The sequence below is a fragment of the Aquitalea pelogenes genome (genome assembly GCF_001515305.1).
GTDB lineage: Bacteria > Pseudomonadota > Gammaproteobacteria > Burkholderiales > Chromobacteriaceae > Aquitalea > Aquitalea pelogenes.
The window spans coordinates 1-26,684 of sequence record NZ_LNQV01000009.1; the positions used below are offsets into that span (position 1 = coordinate 1).

Consider the following 26,684-nt stretch of genomic DNA (forward strand, 5'->3'; position numbering starts at 1 on the left):
CGCTTCGGCGGCAGGCTCAGCGACGACGAACGGGGTGTGCGAGGGGGCATCCGGCACGCTCAAGGACGGTGCAGCCGGTGACTCGGCCAGTGAGGGAAGCGCTGCCGCCTGGACGGTAGTCTCGGCTACGCTGCCTGCCTCGCCGATGCGCGCCAGACGGCCGGTGAGGCCATCCAGCCAGCCCAGTGGCGGAGGTGGCGTCAGTCCGGGCGCACGCTCGCGGATGATGCGGCTTTCCACCAGCACGAATACCACGCACAGCAGCGGCACCACCACTTGCAAGGCCGGGGCCTGGGTATTCACCCAGTCCTGCACCAGCGGGTCGCTCACCGCCAGCTGCCCGGCCACCCAGGCCAGCAGGCTGGCACCCAATGGCAGCAGCAGCGGGTAATCATTCAGCAGACGGGCAATCAGCAGGCTGCCGTACATCAACAAGGGCACGCTGAACAGCAAGCCCAGAATCAGGTACAGCACACTGCCCTGCGCGGCGGCGGCCAGCGCCACCACATTGTCCAGACTCAGTACCAGGTCAGCCATCACCACCACCGACACCGCCGACCACAGCTGACGGCTATCCCCGGCATTGCCGGGCAGGCTGTCGGCTTCTTCATCGCCCAGCAACAGCTTGATGGCAATGCTGATCAGCAAGCCCGCGCCCAGCAGCTTGAGCAGCGGCACTTGCAGCAGGAAGCCCACCACCGTGGTAAGCAGCACCCGCAGCAAAATGGCAAACCCGGTGCCCAGCAACACGGCCTTGCGCATCAGTTGCGGCGGCAGTGATCGGCAGGCCACCGCAATGACCAGCGCATTGTCGCCACTCAGAATCAGGTCCAGCATGAACACTTGCAGTGTCATGCCCAGTGCCTGCATCAAACCATCCAGCTCCATCACACCCTTTCCATTGCAATCGGGCCTGCCGCCTCAGGCAGACAGCGCACCGGTGATACCGGCAAACAGGCCCAGCCCACCGGCCAGCACAAACAGCCCCGCCACCAGCACGGCATACGGCCCTTGCAGACGCAAACCGGCGGGCAGCTCACTGCGTGCCAGCCGGTACAGAAAACACAACACCAGCGGTAACAACAGCGCATTGAGCACCCCGGTGGCAATCGACAGCCGCACCAGGCTGGGGCTGATGGCCACCACGGCAGCGGCCAGCAGCAGCATCAGGGCGAAGGCTGCATAAAACCAGGGGGCTGCACGCGGATGTTCGGCCAGCGCATGATGCCGCCCGCCCAGCTCACCCAACGCCCAGGCGGCGGACAGGCATACCACGATGGTGGCCACCAGCGCACCGCCACTCAATGCCAGCGCAAACAGCAGCCGCCCGGCTACCGGCCCCAGCGCCGCGCCAAAGGCGGTGGCCAGCTCCGGGATGGTATCCAGCAATACCGCGCCATGCCCGGCAAACACCGAAGCCGCGGCAATCAGCACGGCGGCGGTGATCAGCTGGCACAGCACGGCCCCCAGCATGGTGTCCATGCGTGCAGCGCGCAGGTCGGCCAGGTTCAGTCCCTTGTCGATCAGTGCGGACTGTTGATAGAACACGGTCCACGGCATCACGCTGCTGCCCAGGTTTGCCGCCAGCAAATACAGGTAACTGCTGTCGTGCAAGGGTAGCTGCAATAACTGCTGGCGAATGTGGGACCACTGCGGCCAGGCGCGCCAGGCCATCCACAGGAAGGCCAGCTCGGCCACCCCCAGCAGCATGGCCATGCGTTCCACTTGGCGGTAACTGCCACTGGCCACCATCAGGAAAATCAACAGCGCCAGCACCGCGACGCTCTGCCATACCGGCACGCCGTACAACTGCGCCACGCCGGACAGGCCGCTCATTTCGGTAAGCAGCGCGCCAAAGCAGCTGAGTATCAAGGCCGCAGTGGACAGCCGCGCCCAGCCACGGCCAAAGCGCTGCAGCACCAGTTCGCCATAGCCCTTGCCGCTGGACAGTGCCAGCCGCACCGTCAGCTCCTGCACCATGAACAACAGCGGAATGATGAGAAACTGCAGCAGCAGCAAGCGATAGCCCCATTGCGCACCGCTTTGCGCTGCGGTCAGCACGCTGCCGGCATCGGTATCAGCCAGCATCACCACCAGCCCCGGCCCCAGGGTGGCGGCCAGCCTTTGCAGGCGGCCAAGCTGTAGTGGTGCAAGCGTGCGCAAAGTGCTGGCCAGCTGGCTCATGGTTTGCTGCTGGCCGGGCCGTTGCGGAAGTCATGCAGCAAGGCGGAATCCGGCGTCAGCAACAGTGTAGGGGCCGAGTCCGACAGCGCCTGACGGTAAGTCTGCAAGGAGCGGTAGAACTTGTAGAACTTGGGGTCCTTGCTGAAAGCTGCCGCCAGGATGCGGTTGGCCTGGGCATCGCCCTCGCCGTGGATGATGGCGCTCTGTCGCTGGGCTTCGGACAAGATGACCGTGCGTTCGCCTTCGGCCTTGGCCTGGATTTCCTGCGCCCATTGCGCGCCTTGCGCCCGCAGCTCCTTGGCCTCCTGCTGACGTGCCGACTTCATGCGGTCGTAAATGGCCTGGCTGGTTTCCAGCGGCAGGTCGGCACGGTGCAGGCGCACTTCGGTAACTTCAATGCCCAGCGTGCCGGCGCGGGTGGCGGTTTCCTGCTGGATCTGCTGCACGATGCGGGTGCGTTCCCCGGACAGCAAGGCCTTGAGCGGCACCTTGCCCAGCTCGCGCCGCAGCGAGGTGCTCACCAGCTGGGTCAGCTGCAGGCGCGCCTGATCCTCGGTACGCAGCGCCTGATAAAAACGCAGCGGGTTGGCAATGCGGTAGCGGGTATAGGTTTCCACTTCCACCCGTTTTTCATCGCCCAGGATGATCTGCTCCGGCGGCGCGCCAGCGTTTGCAGGCGCACATCATAAAACTGCAGGCTGTCCACCAGCGGCAGCTTGAACTTGAGGCCGGGCTCGGCATCCACCTCGATCGGTGCGCCAAGACGGATGATCAGGCCCTTTTGCCCCTCGCTGAGGGTGTAGAAGGAAGACGACAGCAGCCACACGGCCGCCAGTGCGGCCACAATGCCCGCACCCTTGTAGGAAGTAGCCATCAACGCGTCTCCTTGGCAGGCTTGGCCTTGTCTTTGTCCTGCAACTGCAACAGCGGCAGCACGCCGCCATTACCGCCCTTGCCGGAGGAATCCACCACCACCTTGCTGGCCTTCTTCAGCACTTCGTCCATGCTGTCCAGATACAGCCGCCAGGCGGTGACATCCTTGGCCTGGGCATAGCTCTGGTACACCGAATCAAAACGCTTGGCTTCGCCCTGCGCCAGGTTCACCACCTGGCTCTGATAGGCCTGCGCTTCCTGCAGGATGCGCGCTGCATCGCCACGCGCCTTGGGCAGGATGTCATTGCTGTAAGCCTGGGCTTCGTTGCGGGCGCGCTCCTGGTCGGCACGGGCGCGCTGCACATCGTTGAAGGCATCGATGACCGCGGCCGGCGGGTCTACCCGCTGCAGTTGCACCTGGGTGACGATGATGCCGCTTTGTGCCTGGTCCAGCCGGGTTTGCAGCAACTCACGGGTTTCATCGGCCACCTGCTGGCGACGGTTGGACATTACCGCCTGAATCGGCGTGCGCGACACCACCTCGCGCATGGCGCTTTCCGCCGCAATGCGCAGCGAAGTTTCCGGGTTGTTCACCTTGAACAAAAACTGCCCGGCATCCTTGATGCGCCAGAACACCACGCCATCGGCCTCGACAATGTTTTCGTCACCGGTCAGCATCTGCTTGTCGCGCGGGTCGGTGGATTCGCCCGTCACTCCGTCGTACAGGTTGGACAGTTTCAGTTGCTTGATCTGGGTAACCTTGGGCAGCAGCACGGTTTCAATCGGCCACGGCAGGTGGTAATGCAAACCGGCTTGCGTGGTATCCACCCAGCGGCCCAGGCGCAGCACCACGCCCTGCTCGTCCGGCTGTACCTTGTAAATGCCGGCCATGATCCAGCCGGTGGCCAGCAGGCCGCCCAGCAGCAGCAAGCCCTTGCCGCGCATGCCCATTACATCCAGATAATAATCCACCCGCTGCGCCCAGCTGATACGCGGCGCGCCCTGTGTTGCCGCTTGACCGGCTTCGTCTTGTTGCACTGCTTTGCCTTTCTTGTTGCGGGCCCGCCCCGCACTTGCCGACTGCCGTGTTGCTGCTTGCTTCACCCCGAATGTCTACAACGCAGCATGGTTATTAGAGGATGACAGCGCCTATTCTTGCCACGTCTACAACCAGGTGCTGATGGCCAGGCCGATGCCGCCCAGGGCCGAAACCAGGGATAGCGACAGCAGCCAGCGCCGCTGCGTCAGCACCGTGATGGATGCCATGGCAACCGCAATCTGGATCAGCGTCATCGCCAGTGCCATGCGCTCGTGCGGGCGCAGCACCTGTTCGGACTCCTCGCTCAGGCGACGCGACTCTTCCTGCAAGGCCTGGGCTTTTTTCAATTGCTCGGCCTGCTGGGTTTGCTGCTTTTGCAAGTCTGCCTGGAAACGGGCTTTCTGCGCCGGGTCGGTCACCAGTACCAGCGCCAGCTGGTCCAGATGCGCTTTGGTGGATTTGGCCTGATAGTAGCCCCAGGCGTCCGAGGCCTCGGACTGCTTGAGAATGCTCTGGTTTTTCAGGAACAGGGCTTCATTCTGCTTGGCCCCGCTCTGGTAGCTGAATACCGCGCCAATGGTGGCCAGAATTGCCGTCAGCAGCGCAATCTTCTGTGCCAGCTGGCCTTTTTCCGCTTCTTCTTCCAGCAGTTTTTCATGCAAACCCGCGATTTCGTATTCTTCTTCCGCCATTACCCACTCCCTGTTCGCCCGGCTGTCGCCTTGCAGCCAGCCGTTTTATTCCGCAAGCATGGCCGGCATGCTCGCGCGCGAACCCCTGTCAATCAAGTGGGTTTGTGTGCAGTTTTTGTATCAGCCGCTGCGTGCCTGCAAGCAGCCCAGGCCAGCGCTGCAGGGATACACAAGCGACTACCCAGCCAGAGAAAAGCCGGTTACAATGCACCCCTTCGCGGGCGTCGTATAATGGTAATACCCAAGCTTCCCAAGCTTGTGCCGTGGGTTCGATTCCCATCGCCCGCTCCACACCGGATTCCTGTAGATTCTTGATCTGCCAAAGAAAAAGCCAACCTTCACCGGTTGGCTTTTTTCTTGTCTGGTCGATATCTGGTCTGCGTGGGACAAAGCGGCTATTGCGTCATACGGCTGGCGCTCGGTCCCGGTCAGAATGCCGCCATACTCAGCACCGCATGCCTTCACCTTGCCCTGTCACTGCCGGTGACCGGAGCCATGATGCCTCGCGACAGGCAACGCTGCTCGATGCGGCCAGCCTCGAATGCCTGCTGCAGCACAGCCAGCGCGGCTTGATGGGCAGCACTGCCGCACAAGAACAGATCCACTGCGGCGTAGCCGTGCTCGGGCCAGGTGTGAATGCTGATATGTGATTCCGCCAGCAGCAAAACGCCGGTAACACCCAGGCCGGGACCAAAGTGATGAAAGTGACCAGCCAGTACATGGGCACCGGCTGCTGCTGCAGCAGCATGCAGTGTGTGTTCCACATGCTGCGGATCCGCCAACAGCATGGCCGCACAGTCGTACAGGTCGGCCAGCAAATGTTCGCCCAGATGCCTCATTTGTGGCCACCGGAGAAACCACCACCGTGGCCACCGCCACTACCGCCACTACCGCTACGGTAACTGCCGTCATCGCCCATGATGGACAGGTTCATCAGGGTGGCAATCAGGATGATGACGATGCAGTAGGCCAGATAAAAAACCGGCCGCATCGCTTGCCGTTTTTCTCCAAGCGGGGCATACACTATGAGCAGTGCAAAAATAATGATGCACAGGGTCAAGAAAATCTCACTGCTCAGAAACAGTATCGGCACATTGATGGCCAGCAATACGATGATGGCCAGCTTTGCCATCGACTTGATGGTGCTATCAAGCGGCGGCACCTGTCGGGAGGCGATGTCGCGGCCGAACCAGCGCGTCATGTCCTGCGGGCTGACCTCGCGACTGCACGACCAGGTGATCTCGTGCTTGCTCTGTTCGCGGGCCAGCCGCTCCTTGCAGTTTTCGAATTCGCTGATCTGCACCACATCGCCGATGGCGGCCCGCCACGGGAAAGCACCGGCGGCATAGCTGATGCGGGCCGCGTACTCGGGATAGCACGGTGAATAGCTGCGCTTGCCGCGCATCACGTATTGCGGTGTCACGCTGTCCACCCATACGTCCATCAGCGTGCCCAGATACCAGCCGTCACTGGTTTCCGTCAGCCAGCGAAAACCCAGGTCAATGTTGTACAGCAGGTATTCGTTCCAGCTGCTGTTGCGGTTGCGCACTTCTTCCCAGCGCAAGGTACCGATCAGCGTCCATTCCTTGCCGTCTATGGTGGCGACATCGCCCTGCTGCAGGGTAAAGGCGGGGGTCTTGCCTGCTTGCTGGTGGCGGGCAATGACTTCGGCCTGCTCGCCACGAATGTCCACTTCACTGTGGCAGGACGGGCAGTGCAGGTGGGTGGCCGTACCCGCGCGGTAATCGAGGCCGGCACCGCATTGCGGGCAGGCCAGCTGTTGCACGCTGCCCTTGAGCTTGCCGGTGGCGGTCTGGATCATGCGTTCGTCACGCAGACGCTGCATGTTCAGTTGCTTGAGGGTGACAGCATCGCCCAGATACAAGGCAGGCTGTGCCGGGTTCGCGGAGTAGTCCAGGGTCAGGAAGCGGCCACCGCTGCGGGCATCGGCCACCGGTGCGCCATAGCCCGCTCCGACCTTGAATGGCAGCTCGCCTTCGCCAGCAACGCAACGGGCCTGACGAATGTCGCTGAAAGTATAAAGCGTGCCCTTGTACTCCCAGCACAGCCCGGGGTGCAGACTGTCGAATGCCGGCGGAGCGGGTGGCAGGGTCTGTGGCAGGGTCAGCACATACTGGCCGACACTTTCGGATAGCCAGCCACTGCTGCCGTCATCAAACAGCAGATGCCATTCGTTCCACATGCCGGCATCGTAGGCCAGCTGGATGCGACCAACGACAGTAAACTGGCGACCTTTCCAGATGCCGCTGCTGGCAATCTGCAGCGGCGAGTAATCGTCCAGCAATGCAGCCATCTTGCCGATGTCGCGCACGCTGTCGGCATCACGCAGCAGTGTGCTCTGGCAATAGGGGCAGACCGCCAGCACCGAGGTGGTGGCGTGAAAGCGGACTTCGGCACCGCAGGCAGGACAGGCTACGCGATACATCAGCCCACCAGTTTTTTCAGGATGTCAGCCTTGGCCGTGTCGTAGTCGACCTGGGTGATCAGGCCTGCGTCCAGCAGGCCTTTGAGCTGGGCCAGTTTGGCTTGCGGGCTGTCCGCGGCATCGACGGCAGGTGGAGCAGTGACAGGGGTGGCCATACTTTGCTGGATGGCCTGTCCCATCGCCTGCCCCACACCCAGCCCAGCTGACAGCGTGGCCCCCAAACCGGCCAACCCGCCTTCATTCTGTGCAGCCAGCGGAATGGCTTCGGCTGCCTGGTAGCGGGTGTACTGGTTAAGGTCGCCGGCCATGCCCATGGCAATGCGCTTGTCGATGGCGTGTTGCAGCTCTTCCGGCAGGGAGATGTTTTCGATGGCAAAGTTGTCCAGCGCCAGGCCGTAACGGGCAAAGGTGGGCGTCAATCCCTGTTGCAAGGTGCTGGCCATCAGGCCCTGATTGGCGGCCATATCCAGAAAGGGGACAGCACTGCCACCCAGTACGCGGGCCATGTCGGCCACCATCTGGTTGCGCAGCTGCTGCTCCATATCGTCCACGGTATAGCGTTCGCGGGTGCCGCTCACCTCGGTGTAGAACAACTTGGGGTCGGTGATGCGGTAGCTGTAGATGCCGAAGGCACGCAGGCGCACCATGCCGAAGTCCTTGTCGCGCAGCGTCACCGGCTGAGGTGTGCCCCATTTGCGGCCCAGTTGCAGCCGGGTGCTGAAGAACACCAGGTCGGACTTGAAAGGCGACTCGAACAGTTTGTCCCAGTTTTTCAGGTAGGTCAGTACCGGCAAGGTCTGGGTGTTGAGCGTGTACATGCCGGGGCCGAACACGTCGGCAATCCGGCCTTCGTTGATGAACACCGCCATCTGCGATTCGCGCACCGTCAGGCTGGCACCGTACTGGATTTCGTTATCCTGCATCGGATAGCGCCAGGCCAGCACGCCGTCGCCCTCCTCCTGCCATTCCAGGATGTCGATGAACTGCTTCTTGATGAAGGAAAACAGGCTCATGGCGTAAGGCTCCGGTTAATGGCGGCCGGGCAGGCCACCGCAGGGTGGAAGATCAGGACAGACTGCCGGCGTTGAGCAGCCCTACCGCCAGCTGGATGCTGCCGGCAAACACACCCATGGCCGTGTTGTTGTCTTGCAGGGCTTGTTGCAGGTCAGGCAGGCAGCGCGATAGCAGCAGGTGAGCGATGATCTGCACCAGCAGGCCCAGCATGGCCCAGACCACAAAACTGGACAGGGTGTTGAGGTGCCAGGCGCTGGAGGCCAGCGTCAGCGAAAAGCCCAGCAAGGCCCCGCCAAACGACAGGGCGGCGGCCTGTCCGTGCTGGCGGATCAACTGCAGCTCGTCCAGCGGTGTGACCCAGCAGTACAGCACGCAAAATGCCAGCAACAGTATGATGCCGCAGCCGAGGTAGGCAAGATAGGCAAACAGGGCGTGCAAAAAAGCGTCGGGCATGCGGCATCCTTTACGGACTTGAGCAATAATGACGCCCATTCTACCCATTTTTCATAGTTTCCCGCATGCGTGATCGTCTGTTGATCCTGTCAGTTTTTGTTGTCGCGTCCTGCGGCCTGGCTTACGAGCTGATTACCGGCGCGCTGGCAAGCTACCTGCTGGGCGATTCGGTACTGCAGTTCTCCTCCATCATCGGCTGCTACCTGTTTGCCATGGGTGTGGGGTCGCACCTGTCGCAGTACGTGAAGGACGAACGGGTGCTGGATACCTTTGTCGAGATCGAACTGCTGGTCGGGCTGATCGGCGGCTTGTCCGCCAGTGTGTTGTTTGCGGTGTTTGCCTGGACCGGTGAATCCTTCCGTCTCACCCTGTATGCACTGGTCTTCGTGATCGGCGTGCTGGTGGGCATGGAAATACCCCTGGTGATGCGGGCGCTGAACCAGCGGGAGGCACGCTTTGCCGAGCTGGTCAGCCGTGTACTGACATTCGATTACCTGGGAGCGCTGGCAGTATCCCTGTTGTTTCCGCTGGTACTGGCGCCCAAGCTGGGACTGGCCCGCTCGGCGCTGCTGTTCGGGCTGTCCAATGCAGCGGTAGCCGTGTGGACCTGCCGCGTATTCCGGCATGAGCTGCTGCGGCCGGCAGTGCAGTACCTGCGCAGCCTGGTGGTGGTGATGGTACTGGGCAGCGGTTTCATGGTGTCGGACATGCTGACGCACTGGAACGAAAAAGCCATTTACGGCGACGAGGTGATCCATGCCGAAACCACGCCTTACCAGCGCCTGGTGCTGACGCGCTGGAAAAACGACATGCGCCTGTACATCAACGGTAACCTGCAGTTTTCCAGCCGCGACGAGCACCGCTATCACGAGGCACTGGTGCATCCGGTGCTCGGAGCGCTGCCGTGGGCACGGCAAGTGCTGATTCTGGGTGGCGGCGATGGTCTGGCTGCGCGCGAGGTGCTGAAATATCCCAATGTGCAGCACATCACACTGGTGGATCTGGACCCGGCGATGACCACGCTGTTTCGTACCTCGGCACCACTGGTGGCGCTCAATGGCGGTTCGCTGAACAACCCGCGACTGAACGTGGTGAACCAGGATGCGGCCCGCTGGCTGGAACAGCACGACGCCGAATTCGATGCCATCATCGTGGACTTCCCAGATCCGTCCAATTTTGCACTGGGCAAGCTGTACTCGGTGCCGATGTACCGGCTGCTGTCGCGCCATCTGGCGGACAACGGTCTGGCGGTAGTGCAGTCCACCTCGCCCTACCACGCACCACGCTCCTTCTGGAGCATCAACGCCACATTGCAGGCTGCAGGCCTCATGACTACCCCCTACCACGCCTATGTCCCCTCTTTTGGCGAGTGGGGCTTCATCCTCGCGGCCCATCATCCGGGGTATATCCCGCCGCAGCACTACCAGGTTCCGCTGAAATTCCTGGATCGCGAGGCCACCCGGCAGATGTTTTTCTTCCCGCCCGACATGCAGCCGTGGAAGATGCAGCCCAATGAGCTGAACAACCAGCTGCTGGTTCATTATTTCGAGCAGGACTGGTCGCAGGTCATCCGCTAAGACGGATGATGCATCCCGGCACAATAAAGGCATAAGCCGATGCAAGGAAAACAGCGGCGGTTGGCAAAACAAGGAAACAACTCGTGAACAAGCACGCCATCGGCACGCACGACCGCAGGGTTCGGCCATGCAGATAGCACGCCGCGATTTTCTGCGCACGGCCGCCGCGCTGGCCGGTCTGCCGCTGCTGGCGGGCTGCCATCAGGTGCTGGGCTGGGGCCTGCCGGTCGAAGTGATGCGCCCCGGCATGGCGGAGGGGCACCGCCTGCGTGATACCACCAGGCTGCCGTCACCCCGCAGCACACGCCAGGTCGATACCGTCATTGTCGGCAGCGGCGCGGCGGGCCTGTTTGCCGGCTGGCAACTGGTGCGCGAAGGCTATCGCGACTTTGTGGTGCTGAACGGCCCGGAGCCGGATGGCAACGCCGCTGCGGGTGCCTTTGGCGAATGGCGCTACCCCACCGGTGCCCACTATCTGCCGCTGCCTTCGTCCGAGTCGGCCCATGTGCGCGCACTGCTGGTCGAGATGGGTGTCATCGAGTCTGGTGGCGACAGCCTGCGTCCCCGCTTTGACGAACGGGTGCTGGTGCATGCTCCGGACGAGCGACTATGGCGCGACGGCCAATGGCAGGACGGGCTGCTGCCGCGTGGCCTTGGCCCCGACGACAATGCACAGCAGCAGCGTTTTTTTCAGCATGTCAGACAATTGCAGCAACAGCGTGGCATTGATGGCCGCCGCGTGTTTACGGTGCCCGCTGCGCTCGCCTCGCAAGACCCGGCCTGGCGCGCGCTGGACAGGCAAAGCTTTGCCAGCTGGCTGGCCGCACAGGGCTACACTGCGCCCGGTCTGATGTGGTACCTCGATTATTGTTGTCGCGACGACTACGGCAGCACACTGGCGCATACCTCGGCCTGGGCCGGACTGCACTACTTTGCCGCCCGTGGTGGCCACGCGGCCAACGCCGAGGACGGCGCCGTGCTGACCTGGCCTGACGGGCTGAACCCGGTGCTGCGCCACATGCGCGGGCGCATCGGAGCAGAACGCCAGTTGGATGGCGCTGCCTGGCGCGTACAGCCACAAGGCAGGCAGGTACAAGTGGATTATGTGGATGCGCATGGTGCACAACGCCTGCTGGCACGGCGCGTCATCATGACCACCCCCTTGCATGTGGCCTGGCATCTGTTGCCACACATGGCCAGCCTGGGATTCGAACATCAGCAGCTACCACCCCGTGCACCCTGGCTGGTGGGTAATGTTTTGCTGGAGCGCTTCCCTGCCGAGCCACCACAGCAGCCGCTGGCCTGGGACAATGTGGTGTATGGCAGCCGCAGCCTGGGTTATGTGGTGGCCACCCACCAGTTGATCCGCACCGCATTGCCTGAGCGCACGGTGTTCACCACCTACCATGCGTTTGCCGATGCCGACCCGATGGCAAGCCGGCAAAGCCTGGCAGCGGCCAGTACTGATAGCTTGTTCGAGCAGGCAATGACAGACCTTTACACCGTGTACGGGCCACGTTTGCGCCGTCACATGCTGGCCGCCCGCCTGACGGTGCGCGCGCATGCCATGGCCAGTCCGCAGCCGGGCTTTCTCTCCAACCCCGGTCTGGCCGCACTACGTGCCGTGGACGGCCCCATCCTGTTTGCCCACTCCGACCTGTCCGGCTTGTCGCTGTTTGAGGAGGCCTCATGGTGGGGCAGCGTGGCGGCGCGGAAAATACTGGGCTGATGCGGCCCGCTCAATTCCTCAATGCGTCCTCACTGCTCGCCAAAAATGGCAGGCGCTTCAGCGCGCACCAGGTCGATAAAACGACGCAAGCGGGCCGGATAGAAACGGGCATAGGGATACACCAGGCTGACCGGTAGCGGTGCGGCCTGCCATTTGGGTGCCAGCTGGATTAACTGCCCTTGCTCCAGGTATTCGGTCATCACCCAGCGCGAGCCGATACCGACACCTACCCCCTGCAGGGCCGCACTGCGCAAGGCATAGAGGCTGTCGGTGCTGAAACGGGGGCGGATCTGGATGCGCTTGTGCCTGCCCGTCTCCGAGTGGGTCAACTGCACCTCGTTGCGGTAAAAGGTGCGCAGGGCCAGCCAGGGCAGCGCCGCCAGTTCGGCCGCGTCTTGCGGTATCGGCTGGCCATCAAGCAAGGAAGGCGCTGCCACCACAATGCGCGGCACCTGGGCCAGCGGCAGGGCAACCAGCCCTGGGTCGGTCACTTCTCCCACCTGTATCGCACAGTCGATACCGGCGGCAATGTAGTCCTGAATGGCCCGGTCATCATGCAGCAGCCATTCCACCGACATGCCGGCATGTTGCTGCAGATAGCTGGCCAGCGGGCCGATCAAGCGTTCCTGGCCAAAGGCGTGCGGCACGATCACGCGCAGCACGCCCTCTGGTTCTTCCCTGGCCCCTTTGAGTTCGGATTCAAAACGCGCCCAGCCAGCCAGCAGCTCCTTGGCGCGCTCATAGCAGCGCTCTCCATCCTGGGTCAGCCGCATGGTGTGGGTGGTACGTTGCAGCAGGCGCAATCCCAGCGAACGCTCCAGCATTTGCAGCCGACGGCTGATGGTGGGCTGTGTCGTGCCCAGTTGCAGCGCGGCTGCGGACAGGCTGCCCGCCTCGACAATTTTCAGAAAGGTCAGCATCAGCTCAATGCGCTCTCCGGTTCCTGCTTGCAAGGGCATGCTCGTCCGCAGCGGACTGCCCGGTTTTTGTATGTCATCCATCATGGTCAGCCTTGTACTGTCATACGCAATACGTATAACAGATCTTCAATCCACGCGCCTACCCATGCACCGCACACACAGCCATGATGTCACGGTCATCACTTGATCCATGAGGCTGCACATGTCTTCCACCAAAGTCCTGCCACATCCGCTGGCTCCGTCGGCCACACCGACCCAATCTCACGCCCTGCCCCGCTCGCTGATCGGGCTGATGGCCACCGGTGCCGGGCTGTCGGTTGCTTCCCTTTACTACAGCCAGCCCATGCTGGGCGTACTGGCTGGCGATATCGGTGCGTCCGGTCAGGCCACCGGCCTGGTGCCCACCCTGACGCAGCTGGGATACGCGCTGGGCATTCTGCTGCTGGCCCCGCTGGGGGACCGCCATGACCGGCGCAACATCATGCTGATCAAGGCTGCCGTGCTGGTGCTGGCCATGCTGCTGGCCGGGCTGTCGCCTTCGCTGACGATATTGCTGCCGGCTTCGCTGCTGATCGGCCTGAGCGCAACACTGGCCCAGGACATCGTACCGGCTGCCGCCACGCTGGCCGCCGAGGCAGAGCGTGGCAAGGTGGTGGGCACCGTGATGACCGGCTTGCTGACAGGCATCCTGCTGTCGCGGGTCATCAGCGGAGTGGTGGCCGAGCAATACGGCTGGCGGGCCATGTTCTTCATTGCCGCTGCCAGCATCCTGTGCATCGGCCTGGCCATCCGCCGTTACCTGCCGCGCTTTCAGCCCAGCACTACTCTGCCCTATCACGCCTTGCTCGGCTCGCTGCTTGGCCTGTGGCGCCAGCACCGTGCCCTGCGCCGTGCGGCCATTGCGCAAGGACTGTTGTCGGTTGGCTTCAGCGCATTCTGGTCCACACTGGCCATCATGTTGCACGCAAGCCCCTTCCATATGGGTAGTGCCGCTGCCGGCGCGTTTGGCCTGGCCGGTGCCGCCGGGGCGCTGGCTGCGCCGCTGGCCGGTCATCTGGCGGATCGCAAGGGGCCGGAGGTGGTCACCCGCGCCGGTGCTGCTCTGGCTGCCATGGCCTTTGTCATGCTGAGTCTGGCACCCATGCTGTCGCTGAACACGCAGCTTGGCCTGCTGGCAGCTGGCGCAGTGCTGTTCGACCTTGGCGTGCAAGCCAGCCTGATCGCCCATCAGGCCGTCATCTACCGGATTGACCCGGCGGCGCGCAGCCGACTGAATGCAGTACTGTTTGTCTGCATGTTCATCGGCATGTCGCTGGGTTCGGTATTGGCCAGCATGTTGCTGGCCGGGTATGGCTGGAGTGCGGTCACCGGCTTTGCTGCACTGGCGTCCTTGCTGGCCTTGCTGGTGCGGTGCCGGAGGTAAGCATCTGGCCACAGCGTGTTGTCGGCGAATCCGATGACAGCCAGTGCAGGACAGTGGGGGTAGCCTCTGGCGTTTCCCCACCTTTTGTGACTGGAGCGCGCCGATGCAAGCTGTACATGCCCCCCCGCCTTTGCAACTGTGGTTAAACCTCTCGGTCGATATCGGCCCCGAAATGGCAGTGGGTAATACGGAGGATGGTTACCGCTGCCTGTACCCGATCACCGGTGGCGTGGTGCACGGGCCGGATGGCCTGTCGGGCCGGGTATTGCCGGGTGGATTCGACAATTACCTGCAGCGTGAGGACGGGGTTGGCATCATGGATGCCCACTATGCCGTGCAGCTGGATGATGGTGTGGTGCTGCTGGTGCATAACCGGGGATTCCTGCATCTGTCACCCGCAGGCGCAGCGCAGGAACGCAACGGGGTATGGCCGGTTCCGGCTGAGTTGTACCACTGCCGTTGCCAGCCCGAAATCAGGACTGGCGCAGGCCCCCATCACTGGGTCAACCATCAGGTTTTTATCGGGACAGTGCATTATCCGCTGGCCGACCGGGTGGACATTACCATCTACCGGCTGGCTTGAAAAACAGCCGCCTCGCGCTGGCGAGGCGGGCTGCTGCAGCATGCTCAGAAGGCGTAGATGAACTGGGTGGCCAGAATGTCGTTATTGCGTGACAGACTGCCATCGCTGCGCTGGAACACCGCATTGCTGGCAAAGTCATGGCGGTATTCCAGCTTCACCGTCATTTTGTCCGCCGGGTAGAACAGCAAATCCAGTGCGATGTCACTGCGGTTGCTTCCCTTGCAATCCATACCGTTGTTGCTGGAAGCATTCAGGCATTGCTGGTCCACGCCCCAGCCGCTAGTGGGATTAATGCTGGCCGTGTTACCGCTCAGACCATACAGGATGCCGCTGCCACCTCCACCGTTGCGGCTGTTGTTCAGGTAGTCCACCCGCACCACCGTACCCACCTTGCCCAGCCAGTCGGTATTCCACTTTTTGGCCGCCAGCAAGGAGAAGCCATACCATTGCGCCATGCCGCCATTCCAGGCTGCGTGTGCCTGCTGGCCGTAATCCAGCTGGGCGTTGTACTGGATGTCCGACCAGGTATAGGTCAGGTCAGCTTCGGCATAAAAGTAGCGGCCAAAGGGCGATGTCAGATTGCATTGATAGCCAAAACCACTGGTGCAACTGGATGGTGTGTAGATAGTCTGGCGGCCGATATTGGCGGAAAAGCCCAGGTCCAGCGAGCTGGTGTACTGGTAGTCCACCCGCGCCGCCAGCGTGGGGGTGCTGTTACTGTTGCTGCGCCCGTTCTGGCTAACGATGGAACCGGCGGACTTGAGCTGTTCATTGGCCAGCATGAACTGCCACAGCGTCTGGTAGTTGTTGGTGAACAGCTTGTAGTTCATGCCCAGATAGGATGCCGGTTCACTGAAGTCGAACAGCAGATTGTGGGTGAGGGTCTGGGTCAGATTGGCCGGATTGGGCTCATAGCCGGCCAGACTGGGTAGCAGGCCCAGTTGCAGGGTACCGGTGGAACTGAGCGGCAGGTTGACATTGGCCTGGTTGAAAATGCTGTTGGTCAGGCCGCCGCCTTCACTGCTGAAGCTGGCACCGCTGCCGCGGTCGGGCTGGATGACCAGCTCCACGCTGGGTGCCTCCGGCCCCACGCCAAAGGTTTTCTTGATGTCCAGATACACATCGCCCAGATTGCTGTCGTAATAGTTGTAAGCGCTGTTCTTGTTGAGAAAGCGGAAACCGGCAGAGTTGCTGTTGCGGTTGTACAGGAACATGGGGTCAACAAAACCGCTTACGCTCAGGCCGGCAATCGGCCCGGTTTGTGCCGCTTCGCTCAGCGTGTCTACCTTGATCTTGAGGCTGTTGACGGTTTGCTGCAGGGTTTCCGGCTCCTCGCTTTCGCTTGCTGTTGGCGCATTGCCAGTACTTGCTGCGGTGTTGTTGCTGCCCAGTTGCTGTTGCAGGCTTTGTACTTGCTGCTGCAGCAGCGGAATCTGGGCATTACTTTGCTGCAGGGCCTTTACCTGTTGCTCCAGTGCCTCCAGTTTTTGCAGCAGGGCGGTGCTGCTGTCGCTACCGGCGTGCGCCATCACCGGCAGGGCCATGACGGCCATGGCGATCAGTTTTCTTTGCATGATGTTTACCCCGAATGGCTAAGCGATGACGTTCAGTGGGTTTTCAGTTCCTGCCACAAGCGGGTTTCCAGCCGCATGATTTCGGTAGGCAGGGCGCGCACGGTGAACAGCTTTTTCATTTCGGCGGCGCTGGGGTAAACCGTCGGGTCGGACAGCACTTCCGGCCGGATCAGCGGCTTGGCCGCCGGTACTGCGCTGGGGTAGAAGGTTTCGTTGCTCAGTGCCGCGGCCTCGTTGGGCGAAATCACATGGTTGATCCATTTCATCGCGGCATCGACATTGGGGGCGGTCTTGGGAACAGCCATCACGTCGAACCAGATCACGCTGCCTTCCTTGGGCAGGATGTACTGGATGGTGTAAGGCTTGTGCGCGGCCAGCGCCGCCATGCGGGCAGTGTTGACGTCACCGGAATAACCGAAGGCCATGCAGATATCGCCACTGGCCAGATCGGGTGCGTAGCTGCTGGAATTGAACTGGCCGATATAGGGCCGGATGGTTTTCAGCAGCTTGAATACTTCCTGGTAATCGGCCGGATTGGTGCTCAGCGGATTCTTTTTCAGGTAGTACAAGCCCATGCCGAACATGTCCACCGGCGAATCCAGTACCGACACGCCACACTTGGACAGTTTGGCCATGTATTTGGGGTCGAACAGCATGTCCCAGGTATTGAGCGGCACGCCCTTGCCCAGTACGGACTCCACTTTTTGCAGATTGATGCCGATGCCGTCGGTGCCCCAGTTGAGCGGCACGCCGTATTGATTACCGGGGTCGCTGCCTTCCAGAATCTTCATCAATGCCGGGTCCAGCTTCGCCAGATTGGGAATCTTGCTCTTGTCCAGCTTGCGAAACATGCCGGCCTGCAACTGGCGGCCAAAGTAGGCATCGGAGGGGACGACAACGTCGTAACCGGAATTACCCACCAGCAGCTTGCTCATCAGGGTGTCATTGCTGTCGAACTCCTGATAGCGCACCTTGATGCCGGTCTGCTTGAGGAAGTTGGCATTGCTGTCCTTCGCCAGGCTATTGCCCCAGTTGTAGACATTGACCTGACCGGCATCGGCTGCCGCATGGCCGGACACGCCGCCCAGCAGGGCGAGCGCACAACAGGTATGGATCAGTTTCTTCATTTCTCAGCCTTTGTAGTGATGGCCGCTCTGCTGGCGGCATGGTGTGAACAAACGGGAATCAGGCAGCGACTGCGTTTCAATCCGTATCCGCGCCATACACGGCTTCCCCACGGAACACCGTGCAGAGCACCCGGGTCTGCTGCAGCTGCTGTATCGGTTGCGCAAACAGGCTGCGCTCCAGAATCAGGAAATTGGCCTCATGGCCCGGCAACAGGCCGCAGCAATCATCAAAGCGCAGCGCATGGCTGGCGTTCACGGTGTGTGCCTGCAGCATCACTTGCAGGTCCAGGCGCTCGTCCGGGTTCCAGGCTTCTGCTGCCGGGTCATCCGTGGGCTGGTGGGTGACACCGGTCTGCATGATGGCCAGCGGGTCCATGGTGGAAACCGGCCAGTCCGAACCACCGGCCAGCATGACGCCGGCGTTGCGCAGGCTGCGTAACGGATAGCTTTGTGCGGCCCGTTCGCGGCCCAGGATTTCCTGGTAAAGGGCCTGCAACTGCGGGGCAGCAGCGGTCCACAGCGCCTGCACACTGGCAATGGCGCCAAGCGGGCTGAAGCGGGGCATGTCGTCCGGATGCACCAGCTGCAAATGGGCCAGTTGTGCCCGGCGGTCACGCGGGCCATTACACCTGGCAGCCCATTCCAGTGCATCCAGCGCCATGCGCACGGCACGGTCGGCCAGGGTGTGAAAGTGCAGGTCGAAACCGGCGGCATCGGCCATGGCGACAATTTCATTCAGCGCGCCCTGCTCCCACAGCGCGAGACCTCGGTCCTGTGTACCCGGATAGGGTTCCAGCAAGGCCGCGGTATGGGATTCGGTCACCCCGTCAATGAAGATCTTCACCGTATGCACGTGCAGGGTGTCGCCTGCGTAACGGCGTTTCCAGTCTTGAAAGCGGGCAATCTGTGCCGCGGGATCATGCCGTGGCGTGGCCAGCAGGCCGGCACTGACATGCAGCTTGAGCGTGCCGGCATCCCGCGCAGCCGCATAGGCTTGCAGCAGGCCTTCATCCACCCGGGCGTCGAACCAGCCGGTAATACCCAGACGGTGCGCCATGGCGATGGCCTTGGCCAAGGACTGCGGATAACGGGCAGGGCCCAGTTGCGGAATCAGCCCGAACAGCCGGTACAGGGCGGCTTCGTGCACCACGCCGCTGGGCTGCCGGCTGCCCGGCTCCCGCTCATGGATGCCCCCTTTGGGGTCCTGGGTGTCGGGGCCGATGCCGGCAGCCGCCAGGCCCACGGTATTCAGGCAGCCGCTGTGTACATCGTGGCCCAGCAGCAGCAAGGGGCGGTCCGGCAGGGCGGCATCGAGTTGCTGACGGGTGGGGTAGCTGCCGAATACGTTCAAATCAATGCCGCCGAGAAACACCCAGGGTTCCTCCGCCTGGGCAATGGCGGCCTCGCGGATCAGCTGCAGCACTCCTGCGGCGCTGTCGGCCCGGTCGAGGTCGGTATCGCCCACCATTTGCTGCCCTTCCAGCGGGTGGGCATGGCCATCGACAAAGGCCGGGATGATCTGCTTGCCGCCAAGGTCTATCCGCTCGGTCTGGCTGCCGGCCATGGCAAGCATGGTCTGGTCATCGCCGCTGGCGATGATCTTGCCGCCGCCAATGGCCAGCGCGGTGTGCATGGTGCTGAAGTCGTTGCCGGTATGGATGCTGCCGTTGTAATAGATTTTTTCGGGATACTGCATGCCTGCCTCCTGATTCATGACCGGCACAGGGTCATGCATCAGGAGGCTGTTGCGCCCCTTGGCAGAACCGTGTGCAACCAGTCCTGATCATGGCGGGAGGCGGGGCTGACTGTCTGTCCTCGGATTTCAGGACACGGCCGCAGGCGGGCGGTGACGCTGCTCCACCGTCACGCACCAGGCAAACAGTTCGGACTTGCTGGTGACACCGATTTTGGCCAGCGCCCGCTCCATATAGGTGCGCACGCTGCACTGGCTGATGGAAACATGCTCGGCAATCTGCGGCACCGACCAGCCTTGCAGCATGGCGTGACAAATCAGCCGCTCGCGCCCGGACAGCTGTTTTCCAGCCCATTGCAGGCAACGGTCGAAATACTGCAACAGGGTGTCTTGCGACGGGGTGATGCAAGGAGTGCTCAGCTGGGCATGCCGGGCCAGCAAGGGAATGAGGAAATGACAGGTCTGGCGCAGGCGGCTGAGTTCGCCAAGGGTAAAGGAAGGCGTGTGGCGGTTGCGAAAGATCGACAGCAAATACACATAGTCGGTTTCACAGCCCAGCAAGCTGCACTCTTCGCCCAGCGGGCTCTGGGCAATCATGCGGCCATAGGCGGTAGGCGGGTAAACCTCGTTGCGCGACAACACCAGCTGCGGGTCCTGCACTTGTTCGATGAACTGCAATAACTGGCGATCCTGCTTCCACTCCATGTCCTGCTGGTATAGCGACAGGGCAAGCCGGGTTTCTTCCGGGTCGGCATTACCGGCAAAAAACAGCACATCCAGCTGTTCCACCGCTTGCTGCTGACTGTCACGGCGAAAGCGCAGTGCGGTCATGTGATAGGAACTCGGGTCGACCACTCCGTGCAGCCAGCTCCACAGGCGCGTGGTGAACTGAGCAGTCCCCAGGCTCTGTAGCAAGCCACCTGCCGTGTCCAGTGCAATGGTCTGTTGCATCCTGCCTCCTCATGCCGGCTGATCGGGTATCCGTTTCAGCCACACTATATATTGATGTGACGGATAGCCAGATCGAAAGCACAAATCGCGCCATGCAGCAGGCCCCTGCACGCTCCTGCCGTACAACCCTGCCCTGCTGCAAAACAAAAAGCCAACCGGCAAGGGTTGGCTTTTTCTGCTTTGTACGGCTGTTGTGGCTTACTGGCCGAGTGCCGGGGTGCGCGGCGGAATCATCCGTCGGCTGCCGGTAGCCTCGAAGGCGCTGGCAAAACGCAGCAGCGCGTTGTCGTCGTAAGCACGTCCGGCAAAGGTCAGGCCCACCGGCATGCCGATATCGGCCATCACGCCCATCGGCACGGTCACCGTGGGTACGCCCAGGTGGCGGATGGCGAGGTTGCCATTGGCCACCCACACCCCGTTGCTCCAGGCAATGTCGGCGGAAGCCGGGTTGACGTCAGCATCCGCCGGGCCAACGTCGGCCACGGTGGGAAACAGCACGGCGTCCAGCTTGAGTTCGTCCATCCAGTCTTCCAGGTCCATCTTGCGGATTTTCTCCAGGCCACGCAGGCCGTCCGGCACGCTGGCAATCTGGTCGAAGGACTTCAGTCCGCGCTTGGCCATGTTGACATACTCTTCCATGCCGGCTGCCAGATCGCCCTCGCGGTTGGGCAGGGTGCCGGGGTCGTGCGGGAAGATTTGCGGGCCATCCACGTCCGCCAGCTTGTTGAGCCTGGGGTCGCCGTTGGCACGCAGGAATTCATCGAAAGCCCAGCCGGACAATTCCCATAATTCATCGTGCAGGAAGTCCGGCGGCAAGATGCCGCGATTGGCCACGGTAGGTGCGCCGGGACGGTCGCCTTCACAGTTGGACACCAGCGGGAAATCCACCTCAATCACTTCTGCACCGGCGGCTTCCAGCGCCTGCCGCGCGGCTTCCCATAAGTCGATTACCGAGGCGCGGGTATGGATGCGCTGGCCGGTGGGGCCGCCAATGCCGGGCGCAGCGCTGGTGCCGGCCAGTTCGTCCTTGTTGATATACATGCGCGGCACGCCAAAGCGTTTGCCTTTGAGCGTTTCGGGCCGGGACAGCAGGGCCGGGTAGGCTGCCGGTCGCACGCTGGAGGCTTTGGGAATCGCCACCCAGGGTTGCAGGCGCCACAAGTCGCCACGGGTGACCGGGTCGTCTGCCACGATAATGTCCAGCACTTCCAGCAGGTCGGCCATGGTGCGGGCATAGGGCACCACCACGTCCATGGTGGGGGTCAGCGGCCAGTTGCCACGTACCGAAATCACCCCGCGCGACGGGGTATAGGCGCACAGGCCGTTATTGGATGCCGGGCCGCGCCCGCTAGACCAGGTTTCTTCCGCCATGCCGAAGGCCGCGAAGCTGGCGGCAGTGGCAGTACCGGCCCCGTTGGACGAGCCGGAGGCAAACGGCGCGGTCAGGTAGTTGGCGTTATAGGGGCTTTCGGCGCGGCCATAACAGCCACGTTGCATGCCGCCATTGGCCATCGGCGGCATATTGGTCTTGCCCAGGCAGATGGCACCAGCTGCGCGCAGACGGGAAATGGTGAAGGCATCGTGCTGGGACACCAGCTCCTTGAAGGCCGGGCTGCCGGAAGCGGCGGTCAGCCCCTTCACCAGATAGCTGTCCTTGGCGGTGTAGGGAATGCCGTCCAGCGGGCCCAGCGTTTCGCCACGGGCACGGCGCGCGTCGGAGGCTTCGGCCTCACGCATGGCTTCCGGATTGGGCACCACCACTGCATTGAGCCGGGTTGCCGTGGCGGGGCCATCGTAGGCCGCTATCCGTGCCAGATAGGCCTGGACCAGTTCCACCGCAGTGGTACGCCCGGATTCGAGCGCGGCACGCAGCTCGGCAATGGATAGCTCGGTAACCTCGATCATGCTTCTACCTCCACTTAAGAAGACGGGTTTCATTCCCGTCACGCTGACAGCCTTGCACCAAGCGCAGGCATGGGCGATGACGCAATATGGCGGCTAATCTACAAGAGTCCGGCTCATGCGGGAAAATGATTCATTTTGATACACCCATTCATGCGACGAATACCTGGCTGCCAGCTGTACGCAGCTAGTCGGTGGATTCGATCAGGCTGCGCATCAAGCCACGCAGCCATAGCAGCGCCGGGTTGCTGTCCTGCACCGGATGCCAGATGCAGTTGAGGTGATAGCCAGGCAACTCCTCCGGCAGCGCCACCATCTTCAGCGGCCAGTAGCCTGCCATCATCGCCGCCACTTTCTTGGGCAGGATGAACAGGTGGTCGGTATGGCTGACAATGGCCGCCGCCGCCATATAGCTCTGGCTGTGTACCGAAATCTTGCGCTGCAAGCCGCGCGCGGCCAGAAAGTCATCCATCGGCGAGCCCAGATTGCCCAGTGGCGCATGGAAGACATGCGGCAAGGCAATCAGGTCGGCCAGGGTCAGCCGGTCGCTGCAAAAAGGGTGGCCGGCACGCAAGATGCCGATCAAGGGCTCGTTCAGCCAGGTTTCCCGGCACAGATAGCTGGGAATCTTCATGTATTCGTCAAAACCCAGCAGAAAGTCGATTTCCCCGTCAGCCAGCGCCAGTTCCGGAATCTCTTCCCGCAGGATGGTGATGTCGATATGGACATTGGGCGCTTCCACCGCCAGCTTTTTCACCAGCGGCGGAATCAGCACGCATTCCACGTAATCCGTGGTGCACAGGGTGAAGCGGCGCGTCGAAGTGGCCGGGTCGAATGCTTCGGGCTGGCTGAAGTGGCTTTGCAACAGGCTGAGCGCCTGATGCACGCCCTGCTGCAGGTAGAGCGCCTTTTGCGTGGGCTGCATGCCGTGTGGAGAGCGCACCAATAATGGGTCATTGAAGAATGCCCGCAAGCGGTTGAGCGAATGACTCATCGCCGGCTGGCTGACAAACAGTTTCTCCGCCGCCCGCGTGACGCTGCGCAGGCTGACCAGGGCATCCAGCGCCAGCAGCAGGTTCAGGTCCAGCTGATGCAATTTCACATCATTCACCGTATTTATGAAAGTATTCGTATTGTTCATTTGCTGAATAGTTTGCCTCTCCCTAGACTGCGTCTGTCAATCACTTCCTCGTGCATGGCAGACAAAACCGGCTGACTTGTCGCACCGCCGGACTGCACTGCAGCTGCACGATGTCTTGAAAACTTCCGATGGCATCAATCATTGCATGGTGATTTCAATGAACAGCACAACGCACACTAGCCTGCCTGCCGCCGACGGCTTTCACATGCCGGCCGAATGGGCCCCGCAACAAGCGGTATGGATGATCTGGCCGCAGCGCCCGGATAACTGGCGCCATGCCGGACGCGAAGCACAGCAGACTTTTGCCGCCATCGCCAAGGCCATTGCCGCAGCCACCCCGGTGTTCATGGCCGTGCCGCAAGAATGCATGGCCGCAGCCCGTGCCGTGATGCCCGCCGAAGTGACGCTGGTGGAAATGAACAGCGATGACTGCTGGATGCGCGACAGCGGCCCCACCGTGGTCATCGACCAGGCTGGCCAGGTGCGCGGCGTGGACTGGCAGTTCAATGCCTGGGGCGGTTTCAACGGTGGCCTGTATCACCCGTGGGATCAGGACAGCGCAGTGGCCAGCCAGGTATTGGCTCACCATGGCTTTGACCGCTACGCCGCACCGCTGGTGCTGGAAGGCGGCTCGATCCATGTCGATGGTGAAGGCACACTGATGACCACCGCCGAGTGCCTGCTCAACCCCAACCGCAATCCGCATTTGTCCAGACAGCAGATTGAAGCCTTGCTGTCCGAATACCTGAACGTCAGCCATTTCATCTGGCTGCCCGAAGGCGTGTTCATGGATGAAACCGACGGCCATATCGACAATATGTGCTGTTTTGCCCGCCCGGGTGAGGTGATCCTGCACTGGGTGGACGATGAAAACGACCCGCAATACCCGCGTTCGCAGGCCGCCTATGCAGTGCTGTCGCAAGCGCGCGATGCCAAGGGCCGCCAGTTGAAGATCCACAAGATGCTGTCGCCGGGCCCCTTGTACTACACCGCAGAAGAAACCGCCGGCGTGGTAGCCAGCGGTCAGGCCGTCCCGCGTGAAGTGGGCGAGCGCATGGCGGCTTCCTATGTGAATTTCCTGATCAGCAACGGCCAGATCATCTTCCCGCTGCTGGACGAGCGCACTGATGCCGCGGCCGCCAGCCGCCTGCAGGAAATCTTCCCGGAATACCGCATTGTCGGCGTACCGGCGCGTGAAGTGCTGCTGGGCGGTGGCAACATCCACTGCATCACCCAGCAGATTCCGGCAGGCAAGGCGAGCTAAGCACTTCTCTCCACTGAATCGGGCACCACAAAAGCCAGGCCTTGCGCCTGGCTTTTTCATTTGCCAGGCCTTGCCTGTGAACGCTCCAGCACAAAGGCATAGTCTGTTTGCATTATTGTCCCCGGCCACGCAATCCTCTTAAGATCAAACCATACCTGATTGATGGCCAATGCCTGTGCGCCACAGCCGCCTTGCCATCAGCTCCGTCACCTGCACCGCACTGGACAGCGGGCAATCCGGCACAGACCGGCCAAGGGCATGACGGTTTCACTCCAGGCATGGGACACGACAGATGAAAAGCTTTCACAGCATCAGCGCCGGGCTGATCACCGCCAGCATTGCCATTTCCGTCAACGCAGCCTTTTCCGACCTGCTGGGCAACGCCCTGCATGCCGCTACGCTGCGGCCACTGCTGTTCACCCTGATGATGGCATCCTGCTGCCTGGCCATGCTGCTGCTTGCCGCTAACAGCCGGCTGAAACTGGCCATTCCCGGACTGGATGAACCGGCCATGGTCATCCTGTCCGCCCTGGTTACCGCCAGCAGCCTGCATCTGCTGGGCCGACCATGGTCGACCGGGCAGGTGCTGTCCACCTTGCTGTGCATCAACGCCCTGACCGCCCTGCTGACCGGCGCCGCCTTCTTGCTGGCCGCCCGTTTGCGCGCAGGACAGCTGGCCCGCTGCCTGCCCTATCCGGTATTGGCAGCCTTCATGGCCAGCAGCGGCCTGCTGCTGATTGTGTTCGGCCTGAGCATTGCCGCCGGGCACAACCTGTCGCTGACCCAGCCTGCCAGCTGGCAGCTGGACGGCGGCCAGGCAATGCAACTGGGTTGGGGAGTGGGCTTTGGCGTCCTGCTGTTGCTGTGCATGCGCAAAATGGATCACCCCGCCACCCTGACTGCACTGCTGCTGCTGGCCTGCCTGTTCGGACCGACGTCAGCCACAGCGCTGCAGCAGTCATCCGCCCCCCTGTGGCCCGGCCTGGAACTTCCGCTATGGCAGGAAGTGCTGTCCGCACTGCCTACTGCCCTGGCCGCCGCGCTGATGGCCATGCTGGGTAGCACCAGCAACATCATGGCGCTGGATCAGGCGCAGCAGGCCAGGGCAGATCTGAACCAGGAAATGCGGGTCAACGGTCTGGCCTGCCTGGCCTCTGCATTGTGCGCCACGCCCCCGGTCAGCATCATGCTGTCCGACAGCCTGCTGGCGGGCCGCATGGGTGCCCGGCGCTGGCCGCTGGCCATCTGCTTTGTCACTTGCTGCCTGCTGGCCATCTGGCAGCAACAATGGATGCTGGGCCTGATCCAGCCTTATGTGCTGGGCGGGGTATTAATGTATTTCGGGGTGGAACTGCTGAGCCACTGGCTGCAACGCTGGCCGGCGCTGGCACGGGCAGAGCGCGGTATTTTACTGAGCACCATGCTCACCTTTCTGGCCATGAATGTGCTTGCCGGCATCGTGGTGGGTCTGGTGCTGTCTGCCTGGCAGTTCTGCTATCGCGCCAGTCAGCAAAACCCCTTGCAGGACATCCGCCTGCAGCCTGCCGATACCGGCAGCCAGCAGCCCGCGGTATTGACGGCCGAGCTGTGCGGCCCCTTGTACTTCGGTTCGGCCAGCCGCCTGCACGACCAGTTGCAAGCTGCCATCGCGGCACAGTTGTCCCGTGGCGATCTGGTGCAGCTATGCCTGCGCCAGGCCAGCCTGGACAGTTCGGCCATGCAAACCCTGCACCGCCTGCACCAATGGTGCGATGAACATGGCTACCGTCTGCAATTGCTGTGCCAGGACGGAGCGACTGCCAGCCAGTTGCAACAATGGGGCATGTCGGCCAGCTGCGCCCATCCCGCAGCACCTTCGCCCCGACCGGTGGCGGCACGACAACGCCGGACCGGGCGTGCCGGAGCAGTCCAGCCGGCACAGCCGCGCTTCATCCACTTCATGCAAACCGGGCGCGAGTAAGCCCTTAGCACTTTCTGCTACATCCCCCCTCCCCCCGTACCACGCCAGCATCATCTGGCTGCCACCCGGTTAAAAACGGTAAACCAGTCCCGGCCCCGCCAGCCATCCCGGGGCTGGGCCGCCCATGTGACGGGCCTTT

The 26,684-nt window shown here is 62.2% G+C and carries 23 protein-coding genes and 1 tRNA gene; 7 read left to right on the forward strand and 17 right to left on the reverse strand.

Going from position 1 to position 26,684, the window contains the following annotated elements:
* The 6 genes from AWT75_RS05330 to AWT75_RS05350 all read right to left on the reverse strand — a co-directional run.
* Positions 1-888 (reverse strand): YjbE family putative metal transport protein (locus AWT75_RS05330; protein WP_153013249.1); only part of this gene is annotated, 888 nt, incomplete at its 3' end.
* 33 nt (positions 889-921) lie between these two features.
* Positions 922-2,184 (reverse strand): NRAMP family divalent metal transporter, encoded by a 1,263-nt coding sequence (locus tag AWT75_RS05335; protein ID WP_062788007.1) that lies wholly within the window; start codon positions 2,182-2,184, stop codon positions 922-924.
* A complete protein-coding gene (gene hflC / locus AWT75_RS05340) occupies positions 2,181-2,801 on the reverse strand; it encodes a protease modulator HflC (protein ID WP_204376884.1) in 621 nt (206 codons plus the stop codon). The genes AWT75_RS05335 and hflC overlap by 4 nt, the downstream gene beginning before the upstream one ends.
* Entirely contained in the window at positions 2,714-3,058 is a 345-nt protein-coding gene (locus AWT75_RS22085; protein WP_204376885.1) for an SPFH domain-containing protein, read from the reverse strand. Before AWT75_RS22085 ends, hflC begins: the two co-directional genes overlap by 88 nt.
* A complete protein-coding gene (gene hflK, locus AWT75_RS05345) occupies positions 3,058-4,095 on the reverse strand; it encodes an FtsH protease activity modulator HflK (protein WP_239689477.1) in 1,038 nt (345 codons plus the stop codon). Before hflK ends, AWT75_RS22085 begins: the two co-directional genes overlap by 1 nt.
* Positions 4,096-4,221: 126 nt before the next feature.
* On the reverse strand, positions 4,222-4,788 hold the full coding sequence (locus tag AWT75_RS05350) for a DUF4337 domain-containing protein (protein WP_045845559.1): 567 nt from the start codon (positions 4,786-4,788) through the stop codon (positions 4,222-4,224).
* A 217-nt stretch (positions 4,789-5,005) separates the two neighbouring features.
* On the opposite strand from AWT75_RS05350, the gene AWT75_RS05355 reads away from it, so the two are divergent.
* Positions 5,006-5,079 (forward strand) — tRNA-Gly (locus tag AWT75_RS05355).
* A gap of 170 nt (positions 5,080-5,249) precedes the next feature.
* Here the strand turns inward: AWT75_RS05355 and speD are convergent.
* Genes speD through AWT75_RS05375 form a run of 4 tightly spaced genes read right to left on the reverse strand, consistent with a single transcriptional unit; the run spans position 5,250 to position 8,701 of the window.
* Complete coding sequence (speD, locus tag AWT75_RS05360; protein ID WP_062788010.1) at positions 5,250-5,627, reverse strand: adenosylmethionine decarboxylase; 378 nt, start codon at positions 5,625-5,627, stop codon at positions 5,250-5,252.
* Positions 5,624-7,234: a DUF4178 domain-containing protein gene (locus AWT75_RS05365; protein ID WP_062788013.1), complete on the reverse strand. Its 1,611-nt coding sequence runs from the start codon at positions 7,232-7,234 to the stop codon at positions 5,624-5,626. Before AWT75_RS05365 ends, speD begins: the two co-directional genes overlap by 4 nt.
* Positions 7,234-8,241: an SPFH domain-containing protein gene (locus AWT75_RS05370; protein WP_204376888.1), complete on the reverse strand. Its 1,008-nt coding sequence runs from the start codon at positions 8,239-8,241 to the stop codon at positions 7,234-7,236. The genes AWT75_RS05365 and AWT75_RS05370 overlap by 1 nt, the downstream gene beginning before the upstream one ends.
* A gap of 58 nt (positions 8,242-8,299) precedes the next feature.
* Positions 8,300-8,701, reverse strand: a complete 402-nt coding sequence (locus AWT75_RS05375; RefSeq protein WP_062788017.1) for a DUF350 domain-containing protein — start codon at positions 8,699-8,701, stop codon at positions 8,300-8,302.
* Between the two features lie 65 nt (positions 8,702-8,766).
* Between AWT75_RS05375 and AWT75_RS05380 the strand changes: the two genes are divergently transcribed.
* Positions 8,767-10,278, forward strand: coding sequence for a polyamine aminopropyltransferase (locus tag AWT75_RS05380; RefSeq protein ID WP_062788019.1), 1,512 nt, complete (start codon positions 8,767-8,769; stop codon positions 10,276-10,278).
* A 127-nt stretch (positions 10,279-10,405) separates the two neighbouring features.
* Entirely contained in the window at positions 10,406-12,007 is a 1,602-nt protein-coding gene (locus AWT75_RS05385) for an NAD(P)-binding protein (RefSeq protein WP_204376886.1), read from the forward strand.
* Between the two features lie 29 nt (positions 12,008-12,036).
* Here the strand turns inward: AWT75_RS05385 and AWT75_RS05390 are convergent, their stop codons facing one another.
* Positions 12,037-12,960: a LysR family transcriptional regulator gene (locus AWT75_RS05390; RefSeq protein WP_197077116.1), complete on the reverse strand. Its 924-nt coding sequence runs from the start codon at positions 12,958-12,960 to the stop codon at positions 12,037-12,039.
* Positions 12,961-13,129: 169 nt separating this feature from the next.
* Between AWT75_RS05390 and AWT75_RS05395 the strand changes: the two genes are divergently transcribed.
* Positions 13,130-14,350, forward strand: coding sequence for an MFS transporter (locus tag AWT75_RS05395; protein WP_062788021.1), 1,221 nt, complete (start codon positions 13,130-13,132; stop codon positions 14,348-14,350).
* A 103-nt stretch (positions 14,351-14,453) separates the two neighbouring features.
* Positions 14,454-14,933: a DUF3237 domain-containing protein gene (locus tag AWT75_RS05400; RefSeq protein WP_082695971.1), complete on the forward strand. Its 480-nt coding sequence runs from the start codon at positions 14,454-14,456 to the stop codon at positions 14,931-14,933.
* A 44-nt stretch (positions 14,934-14,977) separates the two neighbouring features.
* Here the strand turns inward: AWT75_RS05400 and AWT75_RS05405 are convergent, their stop codons facing one another.
* The 6 genes from AWT75_RS05405 to AWT75_RS05430 all read right to left on the reverse strand — a co-directional run bounded on the left by AWT75_RS05405 (position 14,978) and on the right by AWT75_RS05430 (position 23,282).
* Positions 14,978-16,507, reverse strand: coding sequence for a DUF3138 family protein (locus AWT75_RS05405; protein ID WP_082695972.1), 1,530 nt, complete (start codon positions 16,505-16,507; stop codon positions 14,978-14,980).
* A 32-nt stretch (positions 16,508-16,539) separates the two neighbouring features.
* Positions 16,540-17,634: an extracellular solute-binding protein gene (locus tag AWT75_RS05410; protein WP_062788027.1), complete on the reverse strand. Its 1,095-nt coding sequence runs from the start codon at positions 17,632-17,634 to the stop codon at positions 16,540-16,542.
* A 76-nt stretch (positions 17,635-17,710) separates the two neighbouring features.
* The gene (locus AWT75_RS05415) at positions 17,711-19,330 is read right to left on the reverse strand and encodes an amidohydrolase (RefSeq protein WP_062788147.1); all 1,620 of its coding nucleotides are present in this window, start codon (positions 19,328-19,330) and stop codon (positions 17,711-17,713) included.
* 126 nt (positions 19,331-19,456) lie between these two features.
* Positions 19,457-20,278: a helix-turn-helix transcriptional regulator gene (locus AWT75_RS05420; protein ID WP_062788029.1), complete on the reverse strand. Its 822-nt coding sequence runs from the start codon at positions 20,276-20,278 to the stop codon at positions 19,457-19,459.
* A 198-nt stretch (positions 20,279-20,476) separates the two neighbouring features.
* Positions 20,477-22,183 carry an amidase gene (locus tag AWT75_RS05425; protein ID WP_062788031.1) on the reverse strand — a complete coding sequence of 569 codons (1,707 nt, stop codon included), beginning with the start codon at positions 22,181-22,183 and terminating at the stop codon, positions 20,477-20,479.
* Positions 22,184-22,367: 184 nt separating this feature from the next.
* Entirely contained in the window at positions 22,368-23,282 is a 915-nt protein-coding gene (locus AWT75_RS05430; protein ID WP_062788149.1) for a LysR family transcriptional regulator, read from the reverse strand.
* Between the two features lie 196 nt (positions 23,283-23,478).
* On the opposite strand from AWT75_RS05430, the gene aguA reads away from it, so the two are divergent.
* Positions 23,479-24,585, forward strand: coding sequence for an agmatine deiminase (gene aguA, locus AWT75_RS05435; RefSeq protein ID WP_062788151.1), 1,107 nt, complete (start codon positions 23,479-23,481; stop codon positions 24,583-24,585).
* A gap of 292 nt (positions 24,586-24,877) precedes the next feature.
* Complete coding sequence (locus AWT75_RS05440) at positions 24,878-26,545, forward strand: SulP family inorganic anion transporter (protein ID WP_062788034.1); 1,668 nt, start codon at positions 24,878-24,880, stop codon at positions 26,543-26,545.
* Positions 26,546-26,684: the final 139 nt, after the last annotated feature.

What these genes read in the sequence shown, in the direction of transcription:
- AWT75_RS05335 (WP_062788007.1), bottom strand. Translation starts at nt 2,184, where the DNA reads ATGAGCCAGCTGGCCAGCACTTTGCGCACGCTTGCACCACTACAGCTT.
- AWT75_RS05440 (WP_062788034.1), top strand. Translation starts at nt 24,878, where the DNA reads ATGAAAAGCTTTCACAGCATCAGCGCCGGGCTGATCACCGCCAGCATT.
- AWT75_RS05385 (WP_204376886.1), top strand. Translation starts at nt 10,406, where the DNA reads ATGCAGATAGCACGCCGCGATTTTCTGCGCACGGCCGCCGCGCTGGCC.
- AWT75_RS22085 (WP_204376885.1), bottom strand. Translation starts at nt 3,058, where the DNA reads ATGGCTACTTCCTACAAGGGTGCGGGCATTGTGGCCGCACTGGCGGCC.
- AWT75_RS05420 (WP_062788029.1), bottom strand. Translation starts at nt 20,278, where the DNA reads ATGCAACAGACCATTGCACTGGACACGGCAGGTGGCTTGCTACAGAGC.
- speD (WP_062788010.1), bottom strand. Translation starts at nt 5,627, where the DNA reads ATGAGGCATCTGGGCGAACATTTGCTGGCCGACCTGTACGACTGTGCG.
- AWT75_RS05425 (WP_062788031.1), bottom strand. Translation starts at nt 22,183, where the DNA reads ATGATCGAGGTTACCGAGCTATCCATTGCCGAGCTGCGTGCCGCGCTC.
- AWT75_RS05380 (WP_062788019.1), top strand. Translation starts at nt 8,767, where the DNA reads ATGCGTGATCGTCTGTTGATCCTGTCAGTTTTTGTTGTCGCGTCCTGC.
- aguA (WP_062788151.1), top strand. Translation starts at nt 23,479, where the DNA reads ATGAACAGCACAACGCACACTAGCCTGCCTGCCGCCGACGGCTTTCAC.
- AWT75_RS05405 (WP_082695972.1), bottom strand. Translation starts at nt 16,507, where the DNA reads ATGCAAAGAAAACTGATCGCCATGGCCGTCATGGCCCTGCCGGTGATG.
- AWT75_RS05395 (WP_062788021.1), top strand. Translation starts at nt 13,130, where the DNA reads ATGTCTTCCACCAAAGTCCTGCCACATCCGCTGGCTCCGTCGGCCACA.
- AWT75_RS05365 (WP_062788013.1), bottom strand. Translation starts at nt 7,234, where the DNA reads ATGTATCGCGTAGCCTGTCCTGCCTGCGGTGCCGAAGTCCGCTTTCAC.
- AWT75_RS05410 (WP_062788027.1), bottom strand. Translation starts at nt 17,634, where the DNA reads ATGAAGAAACTGATCCATACCTGTTGTGCGCTCGCCCTGCTGGGCGGC.
- AWT75_RS05375 (WP_062788017.1), bottom strand. Translation starts at nt 8,701, where the DNA reads ATGCCCGACGCTTTTTTGCACGCCCTGTTTGCCTATCTTGCCTACCTC.
- AWT75_RS05415 (WP_062788147.1), bottom strand. Translation starts at nt 19,330, where the DNA reads ATGCAGTATCCCGAAAAAATCTATTACAACGGCAGCATCCATACCGGC.
- AWT75_RS05350 (WP_045845559.1), bottom strand. Translation starts at nt 4,788, where the DNA reads ATGGCGGAAGAAGAATACGAAATCGCGGGTTTGCATGAAAAACTGCTG.
- AWT75_RS05400 (WP_082695971.1), top strand. Translation starts at nt 14,454, where the DNA reads ATGCAAGCTGTACATGCCCCCCCGCCTTTGCAACTGTGGTTAAACCTC.